Raw genomic sequence first — 22,259 nt, 5'->3', positions numbered from 1 at the left:
CTACGGCGGCGAGTCCGCACACTCGCTGCGGGTGTTGTTCCCTGCCGCAATCCTACGGTGGCCGCTGCGGCGGAGCACATCAGGTCCGGCCGCCGCCCCCTCCGGCCGGTGCGGGAGGGGGCGGCCTCGGGATCAGGACGCTCTGTTGATCAGCTGGTCGATGGCGGCGTCGGCGTCCTTGGTGGCCTGGTCCACCGACTTGCCCTTGAGGATGGCGGTCAGCATGTCCGGCAGGATCTTCTGCTTCTCGATCGCGCCCCAGCCGGGGGCGAGCGGGGTGAACCAGGCGTCCGGCACCGCGTTGGCCGCGGCGGCCGTGGTCGGCTTGTTCTTCAGCTGGTTCAGCTGGTTGAGGTTGTTCGGCAGGATGTCCTTGTCGGCCAGCGCCTGCTGGGACTTGGTGCTGGTGAACATCCGGATCCAGTCGGCCGCCAGCGCGGCCTGCGGGGACTTGGCGGTGACCGCGAGGTCGGAGCCGCCGATGAAGGTCGGCAGCGGCTTGCCGTCCGGGCCGGGCATGGTGGCCACCTTGACCGCGTCCTTGAGGTTCGGGTCACCGGTGACCGGGGCCGTCACGCTGCTGGCCTCGAAACCGTTGCCGTAGAAGGACGCGGCGTGCCCGCGGGCCATCGCCTCGAACTGGTTCTGCTCGTTCACCGCCAGGTCGCCCTTGTTGTACTTGCGGACCAGGTCGACGAAGTGGCCGATGCCCTGCTGGGACTTGGGGTCGTGCAGGGTGCCGTGCCAGTTGCCGGAGCTGTCGAACTTGGCGATGCTGCCGCCGGCCGCGGCCACGTAGCTCATCGCGGCGTACCAGTACGGGCCGGGCAGGTAGAGCGGGGAGAAGGTCCGGTCGGCCTTGTTCTTCTCCGCGACCTTGTCCAGGGCCGCCAGCAGTTCGGGCTCGGTCTTCGGGAACTCGGCGCTGCCGGTGGCCTGTTGGAAGGCCGTGGTGTTGTAGATGGCCACCCGGGCGCCGGCGTAGTAGGGCACGCACCAGAGCTTGTCCTGGTACGTGCAGGTGTTGGCGAGCGCCTTGATCCAGCTGTCGGAGTTGTCGAAGGTGGTCCGGTCGACCGGGGCCAGCGAGCCGGCCAGCACGTACTTCATGGTCTCGGTGTTGCCGAGCTCGACCACGTCGGGGGCGTTGCCGTCGGCGATCGCCCTGTCGAGCTTGCCGACCTTGTCGGCCCAGCCCTGGTACGCGAGCTTGAGGACGACGTTCGGGTACTTCGCCGCGAACTCGTCGTTGACCCGCTGCACCAGGTCCGGCCAGTTCTTCTGGGCGTCGTCCATCAGCCAGACGGTGACGGTGCCGGTCGCGGCCTGGGGATCGTTGGAGGAGTTCTTCCCGTCCGCCGACGGGGAGCCGGACGAGGAACAGGCCGTCAGCCCGACCGCCAGTGCCATGATGCCGAACGTCGACATGAGCTGACGCTTCTTCACGCCATCCTCCGAGGGTGTTAGAGCCGTGATGCCCGCCGGCAGCGTGGTGGCGCCCGCAGCGGAGAGTCCGGGCCGGGGCGGCGAGAGCTGCGGGGAGGGCCGATACCACATCCGGTGAGGTTGAAGTTCGAACCGGATGCATGGACTCTGGCCTAGACCAATGCCGGTGTCAACGCCCAAGTGCCGTTGTTGCCAAGGCCGTTGCAGAGCCGTTGTACCGCGTGGCAATCAGTTGCGAGACCATCACCCTAAGTGGGACTTAAGTGGGATTTAAGGCCTGCTTGAGGGAGCACGGTCACTCGACGAATCCGCAGGTCAGCGCGGGCAACAACGGAACGGGCCCGCCATGCGACATGCGCATGACGGGCCCGTCGGCCGACGTCTCCCGGACACTCCCGGTGACGTCCTGACATCGGTTCAGCCGATCGCTCCCGGCTGCCCGGTGAGCACCTCGACGGCCGCCAGCCCGCAGACCCGGGCGGCGCCGTGGGTGGCGATGTGGAGCGCGCCGACCGGCTCGGACTGGGGCAGCCCCATCTCGACCACGGCGGCGTCCGGGCGGGCCGCCACCAGGCGGCCCAGCGCGGCGGACATCCAGGCGTGCCGGTGGGCGTCCCGGACCACCAGCACCAGTCGGCGGCCCTCGGCCCCGGCCACCAGCTCGGCGACCAGCGCGTCCAGCCGCTCCGGGGCGGCCTCGGCCGGGCCGACCTCACGGGTGCGGGTGCCGGGGAAGCGGTCGGCCAGCATGCCGGCCACGCCCCACGGGGTGACGTCGCCGACGGCGATGTTCGGCTCGTCCGAGAACGAGGCCACGAACGGGCGCTCGGTCACCGGCAGCACCTCGCGGCCCGGCGCGCGGACCACCTTCAGCGCCCGGCGGGCGGCCCGCAGGCCCACCGCCAGGTCCGGCTCCGGCCGCTCGCCCTGGGCCGAGATCCGGCCCCAGCTGCCCAGCGCCCGCACCCGGGCGGCGGCGTCCGCCAGCCGCTCCTCGGTGAGCCGCCCGGCCCGCACGCCCGCCACGATGGCGTCACGCAGCATCAGCACGGTGTCCTCGTCGGCGAGCCCGCCGCCGACGCAGATCGCGTCCGCGCCGGCCGTCAGGGCCAGCACGGTGCCCTCGCCCATGCCGAAGGTGTCGGCGATGGCACCCATCTCGATCGCGTCGCTGACGATCAGACCCTGGTAGCCGAGGCCGCCGTCGGCCGGGGCGGCGCGCAGCAGGTCGCGCAGCACCAGCGGGCTGAGCGTGGCCGGCAGCTCGGGGTCGAGCGCCGGGACCATGATGTGGGCGGTCATCACGGCCTTGGTGCCGGCCGCGATCGCCGCCTGGAACGGGATCAGGTCGCGGGCCCGCAGCACGTCGAGGTCGACGTCGATGACCGGCATGCCGTGGTGCGAGTCGACCGCGGTGTCACCGTGCCCGGGGAAGTGCTTGGAGCAGGCGGCCACGCCGGCCGACTGGAGGCCCTCCACCCAGGCGGCGGTGTGCCGGGCGCACAACTCCGGGTCGGCGCCGAAGGAGCGGACGCCGATCACCGGGTTGCGCGGGTTGGAGTTGACGTCCGCAGTGGGCGCCCAGTTGTAGTTGACGCCGGCCGCGGCCAGCGCCCGGCCCAGCTCGCGGGCGACGTCCCGGGTCAGCGCCGGGTCGTCGATCGCGCCGAGCGCGAGGTTGCCCGGCCAGGACGAGCCCGAGCCGGCCTCCAGCCGGGTGACGTCGCCGCTCTCCTCGTCGATGGCGATCAGGAGGTCGGGGTTCTCCCCGCGCAGCGCCGTGGTGAGTGCGGAGAGCTGGTCGAGGTCGACCACGTTGCGGTCGAACAGGGCGACCGAGCCCAGCCCGGCGGCGAGGTGCCGGCGCAGCCACTCCGGCGGCTCGGTGCCGACGAAGCCGGGTTGCAGGACGGTCAGCGCGTCGCGGTGCAGCTGGTCGCTGTCCAGCGCGGTGGGGACGAGGATGCTCACGGTTTCTCAGCCCTTCACGGCGCCGTCGGTCAGACCGCCGACCGCCTTGCGCTGGAGGAAGACGAACAGGATCAGCACCGGGATGGCGAACAGGGTCGACGCCGCCATGGTGGCGCCCCAGTCGTTGCCGAAGGCGGTCTTGAAGGAGGACAGCCACAGCGGCAGGGTCTTGCCCTCCTCCTTGTTGAGGATCAGGACGAGGGGGAACTCGTTCCAGGCGGTGATGAAGCCGAACAGCGAGGTCGACATCAGGCCGGGGGCCAGCAGCGGGAAGATCACCTTCACGAAGGCCTGGCTGCGGGTGCAGCCGTCCACCATGGCCGACTCCTCCAGCTCCTTCGGGACGGCGGCGATGAAGCCGCGCAGCGTCCAGATGGTGAAGGGCAGCACCATCATCATGTAGAAGAGGGTCAGCGGGACCAGGCTGTTCAGCATCTGGTTGTCGCGGGAGATCATGTAGACCGCGATGGTCATGACCTCCCAGGGCGCCATCTGCGCGACCATGATGACCAGCACGAAGGTCTTGCGGCCGCGGAACTTCATCCGGGCGATGGCGAAGGACGCCAGGGTCGCGATCACCAGGGAGAGCAGCACCGCGCCGACCGTGGCGGTGAGGCTGTTGGCGACGTACGTCCAGAAGTTCGGCGCGTTGACCGCGGTGGTGAAGTGGTCGACGGTGCCGTCGAGCGGCAGGAAGACCGGCGTCCTGCTGATGATGTCGCGGTCCTGCTTGAAGGCGGTCGCGACCATCCAGTAGACGGGGAAGATGAAGAAGACGGCGAGGACGACCGCGATCACGTTCGGCCAGGTACGTCCGAAGAGAGAGCGCCTCACAGCTCGTCCTCCTGCTTGATCATGATGCGGAAGTAGTACGCCATCAGCACGCCCAGCATCAGGATGGTGAGCACCGCGATCGCGGAGCCGACGCCGTAGTGCTGACCGGAGGAGCCCTCCAGGTAGGCGTGCACGGGCAGGGTCCGGGTCAGGTTCTCGGGGCCGCCGCCGTTGATCGCGTAGACCTGGGTGAAGGCCTTGAACACCCAGATGACCTCGAGGAAGGTCGTGGCCAGGAAGAACGGCTTCAGGTTGGGGAAGATCACCGAGCCGAAGATCTTGAAGGAGCCGGCGCCGTCCATCCGGGCGGCCTCGTAGAGCTCCTTCGGGATGGTGGTCAGGCCGGCGTACATGTTGAAGGCCACGAACGGGATCGACTGCCAGACGATCAGCAGGATGACCACGAAGAAGGTCGAGTACTGGTCGCTGAGCCAGTTGTACTGGGCCATCGAGTGCCAGCCGAGCTGGTCCAGGAACCAGTTGACGACGCCCCACTGCGAGTCGAACAGCCAGGTGTAGACGGTGGTCGCGGCGACCACCGGCATGGCCCAGGCCATCAGGAGCGAGACCGACAGCACCAGGCGCATCTTCTTGCCGAGCTGGTTGAGCAGCAGCCCGATCAGGGTGCCGCCGACCATGATCAGCGCCACGTTCACCAGGGTGAACACGACGGTGCGCCCGGTGACCGCCCAGAAGTCCGGGTCGGTCAGCTGCTCCTTGTAGTTGTCGAAGCCGTTCCACTCGGTCAGGTGCAGGACCAGCTGGCGCTTGTTGAGGTTCTGGAACGACAGCAGGACGGTCTTCAGCAGCGGCCAGCCCAGCAGGCCGACGGTCGTCACGACGGCCGGCAGCAGCAGCAGGTACGGGGCGAGGCGGGCGCCCAGACCGGGTCCGCCCGCGGTTCTGGTGCCCTTCGGCGCGGCGCCCCTGGCACCGCCGCCCGCGGCACTCGTCTCAATACTGGCCACGACAGTCTTCCCCTGGTCCGGGGACTGTGTCTGCACCCGCTCCGAATGCACAGCCATCGTTCTCACTTCCTCACAACCCTGGCCACGACGGACAGGCGTCGCTCACCGGCTCCCCGCCGGGAGTCGGTGAGCGACGCCGCTCAGTGCTACTGCTTCTGGTTGAGCCGCTTGGCGATCTCGTCGTCGTACTTCTTGGCCGTGGCCGCGTAGTCGCCACCCTGGAGGGCGGCGGTCAGGAACTCCTTGATCGGGTTCGGCTTGTCCTCGACGCTCGCCCAGTTCGGGGTGTTCGGGGTGATGCCGCCGACCGCGGCGCCCGCCTGGGCGGCCTTGGCGAAGTCACCGGTGAGCTGGCTGTTCAGCGAGGCCTTGTTCGGGATGTTGCCGGCGGCGGCGACCGCGCCCTCGTTCTTGTCGTTGAGGGCGACCTTCAGGAAGTCCTTGGCCATGTCGGTGTTCTTGCTCTGCGCGGCGATCGCCAGGTTCGAGCCGCCGAGGAAGACGCCGGAGGGCTTGTCGGCGGTCTTGCCCGGGAGCGGGAAGAAGCCGATCTTGGCCTTCGGCATGTCCTTCTCGTCCGGCAGCTCCCAGCCGAGGCCGATCATGGCGCCGACGTTGCCCTTGCCGAAGACGTCCTTCTGCTGCGGGGTGGCCTCGTCCTTGTCCTTCGGACCGGTGACCGAGTAGCTCTGCAGCTTCTTGTAGGTCTCGAAGGCCTTCTGCGCCTCGGGCGAGGACAGGCCGCCGACCCACTTGTCGCCGTCCTTCTTGGCGATCTTGCCGCCCTCACCGGTGAGCAGACCGAAGTAGGTGTACCACTCCTGGCCCGGCAGGTAGATCGGGTCGGCGACGCCCTCGGTGGCCTTCAGCTTCTCCAGGTCGGCGTAGAACTCGTCCAGGGTCTTCGGCGTGGCGGTCAGGCCGGCCTTGGCCCACAGGTCCTTGTTGTAGGCGACGACGCGGTTGGAGACCCACCACGGGGCGGCGTACTGCTTGCCGTCCAGGACGGCGGCCTCGTTCTGGTTGGCGGCCCAGTCGGCACCGCCCAGGGCGGCCTTGTCCTTGGTGATGTCGAGCAGGCCGCCCGAGGCCGCGTAACCGGCGGTCTGGGTGTTGCCCATCTCCAGGACGTCGACGGAGCCCTCGGAGAGCGCGGCGGTGACCTTGGCGCCGATGCCGTCCCACTCCTGGATCTGGAAGTCGACCTTGGAGCCCGGGTAGGTGGTCTCGAACTCGGTCTTGACCGCGTCGGTCCAGCCCTTGGGGGCGGAGCCGGTCATCAGCCACACCTTGAGCGTCTTGCCCTTGTACTTGTCGCCCGCGGCCGACGACGAGCTCGACGAGTCGGACTTGCTGTCACTGCTCTTGGCGTCCGAGCCACAGGCCGCCAGGCCGACGACCATTGCTGCGACGCCGACCGCCGCGATGAGCTGACGCTTCACGCCATCCTCCTGAGGGATGCCTGGGTTACCCCCGTCGGGTGGCAGCGGCAGACCCACAAAAAGCGGGAGAATAGGTGCCGCGGACCCCTGCGAACGGGTGGGGGGATTCGTAGTAACCGGCCTAGTGGTGTAGACCAGATGCCTGGAGCTTGGCCTAGACCAATGGGCCTGTCAACGGCTGTTCAACCAATCAGGACCACCCGTTATCAAGCCGACACCGCACATCGTTCATCGCGTGATGAGGTATTCGTTCCGTAGCCATACATGCAACGATGTGACCCGTTAACGATGTGGCGGGGCCCGCAAAGGCCCTGCGAGAAGCGGGAGAACAGGTCCGATGAGCAGCGACGGGGGAACCACCGCCCAGGTCAACGACCCCGAGGTGAAGAACGTCCCGACGCAGGCCGGCGCCGACCCGACCGCGCGCGTCCCCAAGTACTACGGCCTCAAGCGCCACCTGCTCCAGCTCACCGAGACCCAGCCCGCCGGCACCCCGGTCCCGCCCGAGCGCGCCCTGGCCGCCCAGTTCGACACCTCGCGCACCACCGTCCGGCAGGCCCTCCAGGAGCTGGTCGTCGAGGGCCGGCTGGAGCGCATCCAGGGCAAGGGCACCTTCGTCGCCAAGCCCAAGGTCGCCCAGGCCCTCCAGCTCACCTCCTACACCGAGGACATGCGGGCCCAGGGCTTGGAGCCCACCTCCCGGCTGATCGAGATCGGGTACATCACCGCCGACGACCGGCTCGCCCCGCTGCTCGACATCAAGCCCGGCGGCCGGGTGCTGCGGATCGAGCGGCTGCGGCTGGCCAACGGCGACCCGATGGCCATCGAGGTCGCCCACCTGTCCGCCAAGCGCTTCCCCGCCCTGCGCCGCAACCTCGCCAAGCACAACTCGCTGTACGCGGCGCTGCGCGAGGTGTACGGGGTGACGGTGGCCGAGGCCGAGGAGACCATCGAGACCACGCTGGCCAACCCGCGCGAGGCCGGGCTGCTCGGCTCCGACCTCGGCCTGCCGATGCTCCAGCTGTCCCGGCACTCCTTCGACGCCGAGGGCCACCCGGTCGAGTGGGTCCGCTCGATCTACCGCGGCGACCGCTACAAGTTCATCACCCGGCTGAAGCGCCCGGAGTAGAGGGCGCTCCCGCAGTGCCACGGGCACCGGCGCACGCGACCCGCGCGCCGGTGCCCGTTCGCGTCCGCAGCTCACATCCGTCCGGATGGCGGGAAGTTCCGTCAATCCCGGTGACATGGATCACGCCATGCTCTAGATTGCGCAGCCGTACTGACTGCCGATCACCGATGGTGCTGCTCGGCGGGTTCGCGGGGGCGTTCGGCGTCCTCCCGGGCTGCGGCGCCGACGGGGAGAACCCTCCGGAGCGGAGCCGTGGATGTCGTCTGATACCGATGTTGCCGAACCTGTCATGCCCGAGCCAGTTGGAGCGCCCGTCCCCGCGGTGACACCGGAGCGGGTGCTGGCCGCGCTGGCCCTGCTGGTACCGATCGTCGCGATGCTCTGGGTGTCGTCCTACGACAAGCCCGACCCGGAGGTCGGCGGGATGCCGTTCTTCTACTGGTACCAGCTGCTCTGGGTGCCGGTGTCGGCGGTCTTCACCGTCGCCGCCTACCTGCTGATCAACAAGGACGAGAAGGCCCGCAAGGCCGCCCGCAAGGCTGCCCGCAGGACCGCCGAGGGGGACGCGCGATGAGCAACGTCAATGTGCCGGCCCTGGTGGTCTTCGTCCTGTTCTTCGCCCTGGTCACCGTGATGGGCTTCCTGGCCTCGCGCTGGCGCAGGGCCGACAACGCGCTGCACCTGGACGAGTGGGGCCTGGGCGGCCGCAGCTTCGGGACCTGGGTCACCTGGTTCCTGCTCGGCGGCGACCTCTACACCGCGTACACCTTCATCGCCGTCCCGGCCGCGGTCTACGCGACCGGCGGGGCCGGCTTCTTCGCGGTGCCGTACACGATCATCGCCTACCCGCTGGTCTTCCTCTTCCTGCCCCGGCTCTGGTCGGTCTCCCGGGTGCACGGGTACGTCACCCCGGCCGACTTCGTGCGCGGCCGGTACGGCTCGCGGCCGCTGTCCCTGGTCGTCGCGCTGACCGGGATCCTGGCCACCATGCCGTACATCGCGCTCCAGCTGGTCGGCATCCAGGCGGTGCTGGACGTGCTGGGCGTCGGCGGCGGCGAGAACGCCAACTGGTTCGTCAAGGACCTGCCGCTGTTCATCGCCTTCGGCGTGCTGGCCGCCTACACCTACTCCTCCGGCCTGCGGGCCCCGGCGCTGATCGCCTTCGTCAAGGACACCCTGATCTACGTCGTGATCATCGTCGCGGTGATCTACATCCCGATCCGGCTCGGCGGCTTCGGGCACATCTTCGACGCCGTGTCGCACCAGTACGCGACGACCAAGGCCGGCTCGCTGACCGTCCCCGAGAACAAGCAGTGGACGTACGCGACGCTGGCGCTGGGCTCGTCACTGGCGCTGTTCATGTACCCGCACTCGGTGACCGGTGTGCTGGCCTCCAAGTCCCGCAACACGGTGCGCCGCAACATGGCGCTGATGCCCGCGTACTCGCTGATGCTGGGTCTGCTGGCGCTGCTCGGCTTCATGGCCATCGCGGCGGGCGTCAGCAAGGGCGACAAGAACTTCAACAACCAGCTCTCGGTGCCGCGGCTGTTCGCCGACATGTTCCCGGACTGGTTCACCGGCGTGGCCTTCGCGGCGATCGGGATCGGCGCGCTGGTGCCGGCCGCCATCATGTCGATCGCGGCGGCCAACCTGTTCACCCGCAACATCTACAAGGAGTGGCTGAAGCCCGCCGCCACCGCCGCGGACGAGACCCGGGTCGCCAAGCTGGTGTCGCTGCTGGTGAAGGTCGGTGCGCTGGCCTTCGTGCTGGGCATGGACAAGCAGGCCGCGATCAACCTCCAGCTGCTCGGCGGCCTGTGGATCGTGCAGACCTTCGTGGCGATCGTCGGCGGCCTGTTCACCCGCTGGTTCCACCACTGGGCGCTGTTCGCCGGCTGGGCCGCCGGCATGGCGTACGGCACCTGGGAGGCCTACGGGATCTCCAGCAAGTCCACCAAGCACTTCGGCGGCAACGCGGCCGAGATCCCGGGCATCGGCGAGATGGGGTACATCGGCCTGACCGCCTTCGTGCTGAACCTGCTGGTCGCGGTGGCGCTCACGCTGGTGCTGCGGGCGGTCAAGGCGCCCCAGGGCCCGGACGAGACCAAGCCGTCCGACTACACCGCCGAGGCCGGCGACGAGGAGCTGGAGAACGCGCCGGAGCCCGTAGCGGCGCACTGATTCGCGCTGCGCGCGCCCTGTGATCGCGCCGCCCTCTCCGTGAACACTGGAGAAGGCGGCGCGATCATATGTATGAACAGCCGTCTTCACAGGGCACCACCAGACCGGACCGGCAACCGGCCGGCAACTGATCGACCCACGGGGAGCACGCGGCATGGCAGAACTCGGCACCACCCTCAACGGCCAACACCAGTCCACCCAGAGCCCGCCCGACCACCTCGGCGCGCACCGTCCGGCGGCCGGCACCCGGCTGCCGTCCGTCCTGATCGCCACCCGGCACGGCGAGTCCACCGCCAACGTGGAGTTCCAGCTGGCCGAGGCCGTCGGCGCGCTCAGCGTGCCGATCAGCTGCCGGGACGCCGACATCCCGCTGTCGCTGCACGGCCAGCAGCAGGCCCAGGCGCTCGGCCGCTGGTGGGCCGCCCTGCCCAGCGCCGACCGCCCGCGCACCGTCTGGTGCTCGCCGTACGTGCGCACCGCCGAGACCGCCCGGATCGCGCTCGCCCAGGCCGCCGGGCTCGGCGCCGTCCCGGTCACCCTCGCGGTGCGCTACGACGAGCGGCTGCGCGACCGAGAGCTGGGCGTCCTGGAGATGCTGACCAGGGCCGCGATCGAGGCCCAGCACCCGGAGGAGGCGGCCCGGCGGCGCAAGATGGGCGAGCTGTACTACCGGCCGCCCGGCGGGGAGTCCTGGGCCGACGTCGCGCTGCGGGTGCGCAGTCTGCTCCGGGACGTCTGCGAGGAGGAGGCCGGCCGGCCCGTCCTGCTGGTCGCGCACGACTGCACGGTGCTCATGCTGCGCTACGTCCTGGAGCGGCTGACGGAGGACCGGCTCACCGCGCTGGGGCCGGTGCACAACTGCTCCACCAGCCTCTGGCGGGCCCAGGACGGGCGGCTGCGGCCCGCCGCCTGGAACGCCGTCGACCATCTGGCACGGGACAACTGACGGATCGTCAGTTCAGCCCCGACCTCGCCGGCGGCCCGGCGAAGCAGCGCCGGTAGGCCAGCGGCGTGGTGCCCAGCCGGCGCCCGAAGTGGTGCCGCAGGGCGGCCGCGTTGCCGAAGCCGCAGCGGGCGGCGATCGCGTCCACCGGCTCGGTGGTGGACTCCAGCAGCCGCTGGGCCAGCAGCACCCGCTGCCCGGTCAGCCAGCGGTGCGGGGTGGTGCCGGTCTCCTGCTGGAAGCGGCGGGCGAAGGTGCGCGGCGACATGTGGGCCCGCGCGGCCAGTTGCTCGACGGTGGCGTCCTCGTCCAGGTGGTGCCGCATCCAGTCGAGCAACGGGGCCAGCGAGTCGCCGTCGCCCTCGGGCAGCGGGCGGTTCACGAACTGGGCCTGCCCGCCCTCCCGGTGCGGCGCCACCACCATCCGCCGGGCGATCCCCCGGGCCACCTCGGCGCCCTGCTCCTTGCGCACCAGGTGCAGGCAGGCGTCGATGCCGGCGGCCGTCCCGGCGGAGGTGATCACCGGGTCGTCGTCCACGTACAGCACGTCCGGCTCGATCCTGGTCCGCGGGAAGCGCGCGGCCAGCTCCTCGCTGTACCGCCAGTGGGTGGTGGAGCGGCGGCCGTCCAGCAGCCCGGCCGCGCCGAGCACGAAGGCGCCGCTGCAGATGGAGAGCACCCGGGCGCCGCCGTCCACCGCCGCGCGCAGCGCCTCCAGCAGCGGCTCCGGGTACTGCGGGCGGATCGTGGAGGCGGTGACGACCACCAGGTCCGCCCCGGCCAGCCGCTCGGGACCGTACGGGACGTCCACCGAGAACCCGGCGTGGGTGCGGTGCGGCCCCGGGCGGGCGCCGGCGATGGCGAAGTCGTACCCGGGCAGGCCGTCGTCGGTGCGGTCGAGGCCGAACACCTCGCAGGCGACACCGAGTTCGAAGGGGTGGATCTCCTCCAGCACCACCGTGACCACGTTCTTCAGCATCCGCCCAGGATGCCCGGTGGGGTGGCGCGCGGGATAGACGTCGGTGGCAGGATTTCGAGGCAATCGGTCATTCCTGCCACTCGTGGGCGTCCGGCGGCCCGACCAGAGTGGAGGCATGGACTCCGACACACTCGCAAGCGCGCTCGCCCTGGCCGGGGTCGTCGGCGGTTTCGGCCTGCTCGGCACCCTGATCGGCCGCGAGGTCGGCCGGGGCGCCACCACCGGCCGCGACAACTGGCACCGCCCGGGCGGCTACCCGGCCGGGCCCGACCGGCTCGACCGGCTGTACGGCACGATGCCCGCCGCCTCGCTCCGCCCGTCCGCCGACCCGGCCACCCTCCCGGTCCGCAGCACCCCTGAGATCAGGACCGCCCACGGCTCCGGCACACTGGACCGATGGACATCGTCATCCGCCAGGCCCGTCCGGAGGACTTCGACGACGCCGGCCGCGTCACCGTCGAGGCCTTCGTCGGCGACGGCTTCACCTCGCCCGGCAGCAGCTACGTCGGCCTCCTGCGCGACGCCGCCCGCCGGTCCGCGGAGGCCGAACTCCTGGTCGCCGTCGACGCGGCCGGAGGACCGGTCCTCGGCTGCGTGACCTTCGCCGTCGGCGGCACCGAGTGGGCCGACATCGCCACCCCGCGCGAGGGCGAGATCCGGATGCTCGCCACCGCCGCGGCCGCCCGCGGCCGGGGCGTCGGCGAGGCCCTGGTCCGCGCGGCGATCGCGCGCAGCCGCGAACTGGGCCTGGCCGGCATGGCGTTCTCCACCCGCCCGGAGATGACCACCGCGCACCGGATCTACGAGCGGCTCGGCTTCCGGCGCACTCCCGAGCGCGACTGGGCGCCGTACCCGGGGATGGACCTGATGGTCTACACCATGGCGTTCTGACACCGCGGTGTTCCGACCGGCGCCCGACCGGCGCCCCGTCACTTCTTGCCGTACCCCGGCGCCACGTAGATCGTGTACTGGCCGTGCTCGCCGCTCTTCACCACGTCGACCACCTTGTACCCGGCCGCCTTCAGGGTCGGCTGGATCGCCTTGTCGGTGGCGGCGGTCTGGGTGAAGTCCAGCACGACCACCTTCCACTCGTGCGCCGTGATGCCCGCCTGGATCGCCGGCACCCCGGACTGCTGCTGACCGGTGGCCGGATCCCGGCGGTAGACCGCCACCAGGTCGTGCCACTGCTGCCAGTTGCTCTGCTCGCGCAGGTAGTACGCGGGCACGTTGTAGTTCTCGATCAGGTACCGGTCGTCGCCCTTGACCACGTACGGCTTCAGCGCGGCGACGAAGGACTCCGAGTTCGACCACTCGCCGTACATCTCCCGGCCCTGCGCCGTGCCCACCCAGCCCAGCGGGCCGATCACCAGGGCCGCGACCGCGACGCCCACCGCCAGGTGGAACCGCTGGCGCAGCCAGAGCACCAGCTGCGCCAGCAGCGCGCCCACCACGACGCAGGCGAACCAGGCGCCGAAGTCCACGTGCTTCTGCAGCGACAGCCAGGTGTGGATGCGGATGTGGTTCACCGGCGCGAGCAGCCCACCGAGCAGCAGCAGCACGGCCAGCCAGAACCGCGGCCAGGTCTCGCCGCCCCGGCGACGCGCCGTCAGCAACTGCGTCACCACGCCGATCAGCGCCAGCACCAGCAGCGCGCCGACCCAGCGGGCGGCCTCGCCCGCCACGTAGGAGTACGAGTCGTGGCCGAGGGCGCGCTTGAGCGTGGTGTGGTTGAAGCCGTTGATGTAGCGCTCGCCGGCCGCCAGGGCCGCGGCGACGACCGCCACCGCGAAGACGAGCAGGATCCCCATGCCGCGCCGCCACCGCGCCCAGGAGCGCAGCGGGCCGCCCGGCCCGGCGAGCACCGCCACCCCGGCCACCACCGGGACCCAGAGCAGCGCGGCGTACTTGGTGCAGCCGGCCAGGGCCAGCAGCAGGCCGGAGAGCACCAGGCTCGGGTACCCGCCGCCGGTGGTCAGCCGCACCGCGAAGTACCCGGCCCAGGCGAGCAGCGCCAGTGCCATCGCGTCGTAGGTGGCCAGCCCGCCCAGGAACTGGCTGGGCCCGAGCGCGACGAAGGCGGCCGCCGCGCAGAAGGCCGCGAGCGAGCCGTGCAGCCGCCGGGTGGTCAGGTGGACGGCCACCGTGCCGGAGAGCATGAAGGCCAGGCTCAGCAGCCGGGTGCCGGTCAGGCCGGCGGCCATGTCCGCCAGCGCCACCACCACCGGGTAGATCAGCGGCGATCCGGAGAAGAAGGTCTCGTACGTCGCGACCGGGCTGCCGTGCCGCAGGTGCGCGATCTCCTGGTAGCCGGAGTAGATGTAGGTGCCCTCGTCGATGAAGGCCGTGTTGCTGAGGATCAGGTGGTACGACAGCGCGCCCTGCACCAGCAGGACGGCGAGCAGCGGCAGCCAGTCGGCCCGCAGCGCCGGCCGCGGCGGATGGGCCGGCCGGGCGGTGGGCCGGCGGCGCCGGCGGGAGGCGGGCTCCGGCTGTGCGACGGCCTGGGCCGCGGTCCGGGCACCGGTCTGCGGGTCGGCCCCGCCCGGGCCGACGCCCGCGGCCGGCCCGGCCCCGACGGGGGTGAGGACGGGCCGCCGGGTGGACTCGGGCCGGATCCAGCGGCCGTCCGCGCTCATCAGTACTGCTCCTCGTTCGGGACTTCGCATCCGGTACGGCTTGGGGAAAAGACGCCCCGGGCCGCACGGCAGCGGCCGACCACCCCGCCGGGGCCGGGCGGGCGCCCCGGGCGGGTGTTCGGCGTTCTCGGGGCCGCTCGGCCCGGCGTCAGCCGCCGGTGAGCCAGGCGGCGGTCGGCGGGATCGACGGCGGCGAGCTCGGACCGGCGACGGTCTTGACGATGTCGGCCTCGGGCAGCACCTGGTCCCAGGTCTGGACGTCGGCGACGGCGCCGTGCCAGGGGTCGCTCCACTGTGCGTTGGAGCTGAGCCGCCCGATCTGGAGGGTGTTGGCGCCGCTGGCCCGCACCCCGGCCGCCTTGGCGGAGGACTGCGGCGCGCCGTTGACGTACAGGGTGATCTGGCCGCCCGCGGCGTCGTAGACCCCGGTCAGCAGCACCCACTGGTTGACCGTGGCGTCGCCCTTGGAGTACGCCACCGCCGAACCGCCACCGGGCAACTGGACCTTGAAGTACCAGAGGTTGTGACCGTCGTTGTTCGTCCGGCCCAGCGAGTACGCGTAGTACTGGCCGTCGCCCTGGCTGAGCGCGCTGCGGTTGCCGTTCGGCAGGTCGACGTTGACCCGGATCGAGACCGTGAAGCTCTTGTTGGTGTCGACGATCTGGCTGGTGGTCTGGGCGAAGGAGTTCTGGCCGCTGGCCAGCTTGAGCACCTGCCCGTTGTACCCGGCCAGCGTGCCCGGCTTGGCGTCCGAGCCCAGGCCCAGGGCGGCCGTGCCCTTGGTCGCGGGGAGGGTGCCGACGGTCGGCGGGCTGTCGTTGGTCTGCGGCGGACCGCTCGGCGTGGCCGAACCGCCGCCCGAGGGCGAACCCGAGCCGCTCGGGGTGCCGGGGGTCTGGCTCTGGCTCGCCGAACTGTCGGCCACCGGGGTCTTGTTGTCGTCGGAGCCGCGCTTCATCAGCAGGACCCCGGCACCGGCCGCGGCGACGACCACGACGGCCGTCACGGCGCCGATCAGCTTCAAGCGGCGGCGCTTCTTGGCCTGCTGCTCGTTCTGCTCGGCCAGGGCCTCCCAGTCCGGTGCGGAGGAGGAGGGCGGCGGGAAGCCGGGCTGCTGCCACTGCTGGGCGGGCTGGCCGGGCTGCGGGGCCGGCTGGCCGGGCAGCGGCTGCCCGGGTATCGCCTGGCCGGGCTGCGGCTGCGCGGGCTGCGGCAGGGCCTGACCCGGCACCGGCTGACCCGGGGCCGGCTGACCGGGCACCGGCTGCGGCTGCGGCTGACCCGGGGCCGGCTGCACCGGCCCGACCGGCGGCACCGGCTGACCGGACACCGGCTGGCCAGGCTGCCCCGGCGGCGGCAGCAGCGGCACCGGCTGGGACACCGGACGAGGTGTCACCTGCCCGGGCTGCGGCTGCCCCGGCTGCGGCGCGACGCCCGGCGGCGGGCCGAACTCGGCGGCGGCGGGCCCGAAGGCACCGCTCGGGGAAGGCTGCGGGGGCACACCGGGAGCCGGTACGGCCCCTCCGGCCGGTGCCTGCTGCGGTGGCGTCGCGGAGGGCTGCCCCGGCTCGCCACTCGGTACCGGTCGATCGCTCATGTGTGGGAATGCTAGGGCATCAGCCCCGCCAAACCCATGGGGGGTGCGGGACGGATCGGTCCGGTCCCCGGGATCGGACCGCCACCGGCCGGGCCGGTCCGACCGGATCCGCCGGGCCGGCGCTACCCGAGCCCGTTGAAGGGCAGCCGCCACCGCTGCGAGACCACGTCGGCGCACTGCCGCAGGAGCACCGACGTCCCGTCGGCGAGGGCGCCGCCGGACGTCCCCAGGCAGAGCCCGGACTCCTTGTGCAGCAGCCGCTGACCGGCCCCGGCCACCCAGCGCTGCGCGGCCGCGCCGGTGCACTCGGCGAGCGTCACGCCCCCGCCCCCGCCGCCACCCGGGGCCAGGCAGGCCGCCCCGCCGCGCAGCGAACCGTCGTTGCCCACCGTCCAGTTGGTGGAGACGGCCTGGTCGCCGCAGGACCCGACGGTCACCGGCGTGCCCGCCGCCCCGCCGCCGCCGTGCCGCAGGCAGATCCCAGGCGCACCGGCCCCGACCTCGCCGGCCGGCAGGCCGACCCGGTTGTGGAACGCGAAGGACTCGGTGCGCAGCCCGGTGCCGCCGCTCCAGATCTCGAAGCCCGCCTGCACCCGGCACAGGTAGGAGCCCTTGGGGACGTACCCGCGGGCCATCGCGTCGGCGGTGAACAGCCGCAGGTTCAGGCCGCGCACGGTGTGGGTCGGCGCCGTGCGGACGTAGCTGATCACGCTGTGCGGGCCGGTGATCGGCGCCTCGAACACGTCGTAGGTGGTGTCCCCGATGCCCTGGCCGTCCGTCACCTGGCGCCCGGCGGGCTTGACGTTGTCGGTGGCGTCCAGCCAGACCATCAGCTCGGCGCTCTCGCCCGGGTCGCAGTTGTTCGGGCTCGATCCGTACCAGAGGTCGAAGGAGAGGTTGAAGGAGCCGCTGACCCGCCCGTAGGCGTCCCAGTCCGCGGTCGCGTCGCCCAGCGCGCTGACCGGGACGGGCAGTCCACTCGCCCCGGGAGTGGTGGAGATGTTGGGGTACGCACCGGGGGCGAGCGGGTTGTGCGGGGCGAGGTCGCGCACTCCGGTGACGGTGAATCCGGTGTCCCCGGTGGGGTCCAGGCAGAGCGTGCCCGAGGTGTTCCACGGGTTCGGTTCCAGGACGAGCGCGCCGTCGTCGCCCAACGGGCGCTTGGGGAACGGTTCCGCCGCGGACGTGCAGAGGCTCTGCCCGGGGCTCGCCGCCGCCGGGGCCGGGGCCGTCGCGGCGGGCGGGCCCGCCTTCGCCCCGGCCTCGCCGCCGCACCCGGCCAGCAGCGCGGCGAGCGCACCCAGGGCGGCGGCCGCCCGCAGTCCACGCGCCGGCCGCCCAGTGCTGCCGCCCACGATGATCCCCCCGATGCCCCTGCTGAACCGTCCCTTGCCCACCGGGCGGACGACCGCACAGCCGTACGCGTCCACCCACGGTCCACATCACGACCGGAGCCCGGGAACGGTTCCGAACGGCGGACCGGACGGCGGACCGGACGGCGGATCGGACGGCGGATCGGACGGGGAGGCCGAAAGGGCACCGCAGGCCGTCCCGTACCATCCTGGCATCCCTCGCACAGTGATTCGGAACCGGCTGCTGCGCGGGGACAAACGGGGTCAACACGGTTTCGGGGGAAGTGGAGTCACGTGAGTGTCGCCGAGGGCACCCGACTCGCGGGCAGCGAACGGGCACCGGGCTCACGCCGCCGGAGCCGCCGGGATCCGGCCGCCCGCAACCAGTGGAGCCTGCTGCCGCAGCCGCCCGACAACACCGAGAAGTACTCCTACGCCCGCAGCCGGCTCTGGGTGCTGACCTGCTTCTCGCTCATCAGCTTCGGCTGCATGGTGGCCAGTGAGATCGGCCTGTTCCACGCGACGCCGTGGTTCTGGGTCTTCATCCCGCCGCTGGCCTTCACCATCGTGTACTACCTGATATCCCGGTGGGTGCACGGCTTCAACGAGACCTTCGACCTCGCCGCCCACCGCGCGCTGGTGAAGGGCTGGCAGCCCGAGCACTACCCGACCGTCGACATCTTCCTGCCGGTCGCCGGCGAACCGATCGAGGTCCTGCACAACACCTGGACGCACGTCGCCCGGCTGCGCGACCAGTACCCGGGCGAGGTGACGCCGTACGTCCTGGACGACAGCAACAGCGCCCAACTCGCCCAGATGGCCGTGGACTTCGAGTTCGTGTACGGCACCCGCAACAAGCTCGGCTGGTTCAAGAAGGCCGGCAACCTGCAGTTCGGCTTCCGCAACTCCGACAGCGAGTACATCCTCATCCTGGACGCCGACTTCGCGCCCCGGCCGGACCTGCTGAACGAGCTGCTCCCCTACATGGCGGCCGACCCGAAGCTCGGCATCGTCCAATCTCCCCAGTTCTTCCGCATCCTCGACACCCAGAACTGGATCGAGCGCGGCGCCGGCGCCGTCCAGGAGCTCTTCTACCGGACCGTCCAGGTCTCCCGGCAGCGCAACGACGGCGCGATCTGCGTGGGCAGCTGCGCCGTGTACCGACGGGCGGCGCTGGAGCAGAACGGCGGCACCACGCTGATCGGGCACTCCGAGGACGTGCACACCGGCTTCGACCTGCGCCGCCTCGGCTGGGACCTCCAGTACGTCCCGATCGCCCTGGCGACCGGCGTCTGCCCGGACAACATCGGCGCCTTCTTCAACCAGCAGTACCGCTGGTGCACCGGGTCGATGAGCCTGCTCGGCAGCCGGAAGTTCTGGGAGACCAAGCTGAAGCCGGTCACCCGGGCCTGCTACCTGTCCGGGTTCTTCTACTACATCCACACGGCCCTGTTCACCCTCGTCTCCCCGCTCATCCCCATTGTGCTGGTGCTGACCAGGCCCGACCTCATCCACTGGCAGAACACCCTGCTGGTACTGCCCGGCCTGCTCTACGCGACCGTCGTCTTCCCGCTCTGGCACCGCAACCCGTACCGGCTGGAGGCCTGGGCCGCCCGCATGATGTACGGCTGGGCGCACGTCTTCGCCATCTGGGACATCCTGCGCCGCAACCGGATGGCCTGGCAGCCGACCGGCTCCAGCGGGGCGAAGAAGAACCGCACCCGGCGGTTCTGGACCGCCATGATCGCCTGGGGCGGCGGGACGGCCGTGCTCTGGGTCGGCCTCAGCATCTGGCGCATGCTCACCATGGGCCCGCTGAACTTCGCGCTCGTCCTCGCGTCCGGCCTCTTCTACGCCACCATCGTCGGCCGGGTCCTGGTCCAGCCGCGCCCCACGGAAGCTGCGTGATCACCATGCCCGCCCACCCCCGACGGGCCGCCCGGCTCCGCCGGCTGCGGCTCCCGCTGCTCACCGCCGCGCTGCTGCTCGCCACCGCCTGCGGGCCGGCCGACCCGGGCTTCGAGGCGATGGCGGCGGTGCCCGCCGCGCCGTCCACTCAGCCCGTGCCGTCCGGGTCCAAGGCCGCCGGCGGCACCCTCGGCCAGGCGCAGACCCAGGCGCCCAAGCCCAAGCCCGCCCCGACCGGCGTCCCGTACGACGTGACCCCGCTGCTCAAGCCCGAGCACAAGTACCTGGGCGCCGCGCTGCCGAACGTCCCCGCGACGATGGACGCGCTGCCCGGCTACACCACCACGATCGGCAAGCAGCCGAACGTGCTGGCCTTCTACGCCCACTGGGAGGGCGGCTTCGACACCGCCGGGGCCCGCCGGATCTACGACGCCGGGGCGCTGCCCTTCATGGCCTGGGAGCCGTACTCGCACTCGCTCGCCGACATCGCTGCCGGCGACACCGACGACTACGTGCGCGGCGTCGCCAAGGCCGTCGCCCGGCTCGACCAGCCCATCGCCATCAGCATCGCGCACGAGATGAACGGCGACTGGTACCCGTGGGGCCGGCAGGCCTCCAACGCCGCCGACTTCGTCGCGGCCTGGCGCCACGTCCACGACATCTTCGACAAGGCCGGCGCCACCAACGTCATCTGGGTCTGGAGCCCGAACATCACCGACCCCGCGCCCAACACCCGGCTCGCGCCGTACTACCCGGGCGACACCTACGTGGACTGGGCCGGCATGACCGGCTACTTCACCCGCTACGGCCCGAAGACCTTCGACACCCTGTACGGGCCCACGATGGCCGAGATCCGCGCCTTCACCAAGAAGCCCTTCTTCATCAGCGAGACCGCCTCCGAACAGGGCAAGCGCCAGCTCGCGGACATCGACCAGCTGTTCTCCGGGCTGGAGGCGCACGACGACGTCATCGGCTTCATCTGGTTCAACATCGTCAAGCGGGCGGACTGGCGCATCGAGGCCGTCCCGGAGACCCTCGCCGCCTTCAAGCACCGCGTGGCAGACCCCCGCTACGGCTTCGACATCCGGAACCCATGATGACCACCGAGCCCGAGTTCTCCCCCGCCTTCTCCCCCGCCGCGGCCGCCGACGTCCACCCCGACGACGAGCCCGTACCCGCCGCCCCCGAGCCCGACGACCAGGCCGTCGAGCTGGCGCCGTACACCATCCCCGAGGTCGCCGCGATCGGCTGGGACCCGGCCCCCAGCCCCCGCCGCCGCTGGATCGCCCGCGGCCTGCTGGCCGCCGTGCTGACCGTCCAGGCCGCGCTGTCGCTGCGCCTGCTGGCCGCCGCGCACCCCGACGAGGCGGTGGCGATGGTGGCCGGCCGCCAGCAGCTCTCCCACCTGCTCGACGGCGCCACCGTGACCACCGACCTGGTCGACCGGATCGCCGGCTCGCCCTGGCTCTACCCGCCGCTGGCCGGGGCGGCCGCCAACGCCGGCGGCGTCTTCGGCGCCCGGACGCTCAGCCTCGCCTTCGCCCTGGTCACCACGGTGCTCCTGTACTCGCTCACCCGCCGGCTCTTCAACGAGCGGGTCGCCATCTGCGGCATCGCCGCGTACGCGGTCGTGCAGTCCACCGTCGTGGTCGGCTACTACGCCGCCCCCGAGGCGCTCGCCGTGCTCCTGGTCGCCCTGGCGGCCTGGACGGTGGTGTTCACCGCCCGCCGCCCGGTGGCCCTGGTCCTGCTCGCCGCCCCGGCCGCCGCCCTGGCCGCCGCGGTCGCCTACTCGGCCGTGTTCGCGCTGCCCGCCCTGCTGGTGCTGGCCGTGGCCACCGCCTGGCCGCACCGGCGGCTCGGCCCGGCCCTGCTGCGCGGTCTGCTGCTGGCCGCCGCCACGGCCGGCGCCCTGCTGCCCTTCGGCCTGCTGGACGACGTCCTGACCTGGTCCCCCGGGCTCGGCCACGCCGCCCGCCCGTTCGGCGAGACCCTGCTGTACGTCGCCCAGTGGGGCGGCCTGTTCACCGTCCTCGCGGTGGCCGGCGCGATCGCCTACGTCCGGCGCGAGCAGCTGAACGAGTCGCCCGAGAACGGCGGCCTCACCGCCACCCGGGCCCAGCGCGCACTGCTGGGCCTGGCCCTGACCGCCACCGCGCTGCTCGTCCCGGCCGTCCACCTGGGGCTCGGCACCTCCCAGACGATGTTCCGGCACCTCGGGTACGGGCTGCTGCTCGCCACCCCGGTCGCCGGGATGGGGCTGACCCGGCTGGTCGGCGCGCACTTCCGCCACCCCCAGCTGGGCATCCTGGTCTGGGTCGCGCTGCTCGCGCTCGGCCTCGAACAGTCCTCCCTGCGCTACCAGAGCGGCCCCGACTCCGGCCGGCTGCTCGCGGTGCTGCGGCTGCACTCCACCCCGCAGGGCCGCTACCTCACCGAGGTCGACGGGCTCGCCGACTACTACCTGGTCGCCGTCGGCGCGCCCGGGCAGTGGGTCCCGGCGCGGCACGGCACCGACTACCGGGACGCCGCCGGGGTCCAGCACCACGGCGACGAGGGCAGCGCGGCCGCGATCCGGGACGGCCAGTACGCCATGGTCGTCCTCGACAGCACCGCGCCGAGCGCCACGGACCGGGCTCTGACGGCCGCGCTGGCCACCGCCGGGCACTACCGGCTGATCGCCCAGTTCACCTCCCCGACGGGCGACTCCAGCACCTACCGGGTCTACCTGAAGTACTGACCGGGGCCGGTCCGAAGGGCCGGCCCGGGCCTGCCTGAAGGGCTGGCCCAGGCCCGCCTGAAGGGCCGACCCAGGCCCGCCTGAAGGGCTGACCGGGCCGGTCTGAAGGCCTGACAGCCCGCCGGACCGGCCT

17 protein-coding genes are annotated in these 22,259 nt (G+C 71.8%); 8 read left to right on the top strand and 9 right to left on the bottom strand.

Features of this window, described 5'->3' with window-relative positions; genetic code table 11:
- Window positions 1–132 precede the first annotated feature (132 nt).
- From ABTY15_RS04310 to ABTY15_RS04290, 5 genes are all read right to left on the bottom strand, one after another.
- Entirely contained in the window at window positions 133–1,428 is a 1,296-nt protein-coding gene (locus ABTY15_RS04310; RefSeq protein ID WP_350576142.1) for an extracellular solute-binding protein, read from the bottom strand.
- Between the two features lie 435 nt (window positions 1,429–1,863).
- A complete protein-coding gene (locus ABTY15_RS04305; protein ID WP_350575755.1) occupies window positions 1,864–3,417 on the bottom strand; it encodes a glycoside hydrolase family 3 protein in 1,554 nt (517 codons plus the stop codon).
- Window positions 3,418–3,423: 6 nt separating this feature from the next.
- Entirely contained in the window at window positions 3,424–4,251 is an 828-nt protein-coding gene (locus tag ABTY15_RS04300; RefSeq protein ID WP_350575752.1) for a carbohydrate ABC transporter permease, read from the bottom strand.
- Window positions 4,248–5,276, bottom strand: coding sequence for a carbohydrate ABC transporter permease (locus ABTY15_RS04295; protein WP_502893417.1), 1,029 nt, complete (start codon window positions 5,274–5,276; stop codon window positions 4,248–4,250). The genes ABTY15_RS04300 and ABTY15_RS04295 overlap by 4 nt, the downstream gene beginning before the upstream one ends.
- Before the next feature lie 89 nt (window positions 5,277–5,365).
- A complete protein-coding gene (locus ABTY15_RS04290; RefSeq protein WP_350575747.1) occupies window positions 5,366–6,661 on the bottom strand; it encodes an extracellular solute-binding protein in 1,296 nt (431 codons plus the stop codon).
- 337 nt (window positions 6,662–6,998) lie between these two features.
- Between ABTY15_RS04290 and ABTY15_RS04285 the strand changes: the two genes are divergently transcribed.
- The 4 genes from ABTY15_RS04285 (at window position 6,999) to ABTY15_RS04270 (ending at window position 10,917) form a co-directional block, all read left to right on the top strand.
- Window positions 6,999–7,790, top strand: coding sequence for a GntR family transcriptional regulator (locus ABTY15_RS04285; protein WP_350575744.1), 792 nt, complete (start codon window positions 6,999–7,001; stop codon window positions 7,788–7,790).
- 289 nt (window positions 7,791–8,079) lie between these two features.
- Entirely contained in the window at window positions 8,080–8,364 is a 285-nt protein-coding gene (locus ABTY15_RS04280) for a DUF3311 domain-containing protein (RefSeq protein WP_350575742.1), read from the top strand.
- Complete coding sequence (gene mctP / locus ABTY15_RS04275) at window positions 8,361–9,971, top strand: monocarboxylate uptake permease MctP (protein WP_350575739.1); 1,611 nt, start codon at window positions 8,361–8,363, stop codon at window positions 9,969–9,971. The genes ABTY15_RS04280 and mctP overlap by 4 nt, the downstream gene beginning before the upstream one ends.
- Before the next feature lie 154 nt (window positions 9,972–10,125).
- The gene (locus ABTY15_RS04270) at window positions 10,126–10,917 is read left to right on the top strand and encodes a histidine phosphatase family protein (RefSeq protein ID WP_350575737.1); all 792 of its coding nucleotides are present in this window, start codon (window positions 10,126–10,128) and stop codon (window positions 10,915–10,917) included.
- Between the two features lie 7 nt (window positions 10,918–10,924).
- Here ABTY15_RS04270 and ABTY15_RS04265 read toward each other — a convergent pair whose 3' ends face one another.
- Window positions 10,925–11,893, bottom strand: a complete 969-nt coding sequence (locus ABTY15_RS04265; protein ID WP_350575735.1) for a helix-turn-helix domain-containing protein — start codon at window positions 11,891–11,893, stop codon at window positions 10,925–10,927.
- 396 nt (window positions 11,894–12,289) lie between these two features.
- Here ABTY15_RS04265 and ABTY15_RS04260 point away from each other — a divergent pair, with 396 nt between their 5' ends.
- Window positions 12,290–12,784: a GNAT family N-acetyltransferase gene (locus ABTY15_RS04260; RefSeq protein WP_350575732.1), complete on the top strand. Its 495-nt coding sequence runs from the start codon at window positions 12,290–12,292 to the stop codon at window positions 12,782–12,784.
- Window positions 12,785–12,822: 38 nt separating this feature from the next.
- Here ABTY15_RS04260 and ABTY15_RS04255 read toward each other — a convergent pair whose 3' ends face one another.
- The 3 genes from ABTY15_RS04255 to ABTY15_RS04245 form a co-directional block, all read right to left on the bottom strand.
- Window positions 12,823–14,529 (bottom strand): hypothetical protein, encoded by a 1,707-nt coding sequence (locus tag ABTY15_RS04255; protein WP_350575729.1) that lies wholly within the window; start codon window positions 14,527–14,529, stop codon window positions 12,823–12,825.
- 148 nt (window positions 14,530–14,677) lie between these two features.
- The gene (locus tag ABTY15_RS04250; RefSeq protein WP_350575727.1) at window positions 14,678–16,126 is read right to left on the bottom strand and encodes a LamG-like jellyroll fold domain-containing protein; all 1,449 of its coding nucleotides are present in this window, start codon (window positions 16,124–16,126) and stop codon (window positions 14,678–14,680) included.
- A 122-nt stretch (window positions 16,127–16,248) separates the two neighbouring features.
- Window positions 16,249–17,481 carry a ricin-type beta-trefoil lectin domain protein gene (locus ABTY15_RS04245; protein WP_350575725.1) on the bottom strand — a complete coding sequence of 411 codons (1,233 nt, stop codon included), beginning with the start codon at window positions 17,479–17,481 and terminating at the stop codon, window positions 16,249–16,251.
- Between the two features lie 486 nt (window positions 17,482–17,967).
- On the opposite strand from ABTY15_RS04245, the gene ABTY15_RS04240 reads away from it, so the two are divergent.
- From ABTY15_RS04240 to ABTY15_RS04230, 3 genes are read left to right on the top strand one after another with little or no spacing between them, the layout of a single operon-like run.
- Complete coding sequence (locus ABTY15_RS04240; RefSeq protein WP_350576139.1) at window positions 17,968–19,386, top strand: glycosyltransferase family 2 protein; 1,419 nt, start codon at window positions 17,968–17,970, stop codon at window positions 19,384–19,386.
- A gap of 5 nt (window positions 19,387–19,391) precedes the next feature.
- Window positions 19,392–20,483, top strand: a complete 1,092-nt coding sequence (locus ABTY15_RS04235) for a glycoside hydrolase family 26 protein (RefSeq protein WP_350576136.1) — start codon at window positions 19,392–19,394, stop codon at window positions 20,481–20,483.
- Entirely contained in the window at window positions 20,483–22,126 is a 1,644-nt protein-coding gene (locus ABTY15_RS04230; protein WP_350575723.1) for a glycosyltransferase family 39 protein, read from the top strand. Before ABTY15_RS04235 ends, ABTY15_RS04230 begins: the two co-directional genes overlap by 1 nt.
- Window positions 22,127–22,259 lie beyond the last annotated feature (133 nt).

Source organism: Kitasatospora sp. NPDC097643 (assembly GCF_040302625.1).
In the GTDB taxonomy this organism is placed as follows: domain Bacteria; phylum Actinomycetota; class Actinomycetes; order Streptomycetales; family Streptomycetaceae; genus Kitasatospora.
Note: the sequence above shows the minus strand (reverse complement) of the source record. Positions and strands in the feature narration are given on the sequence as shown.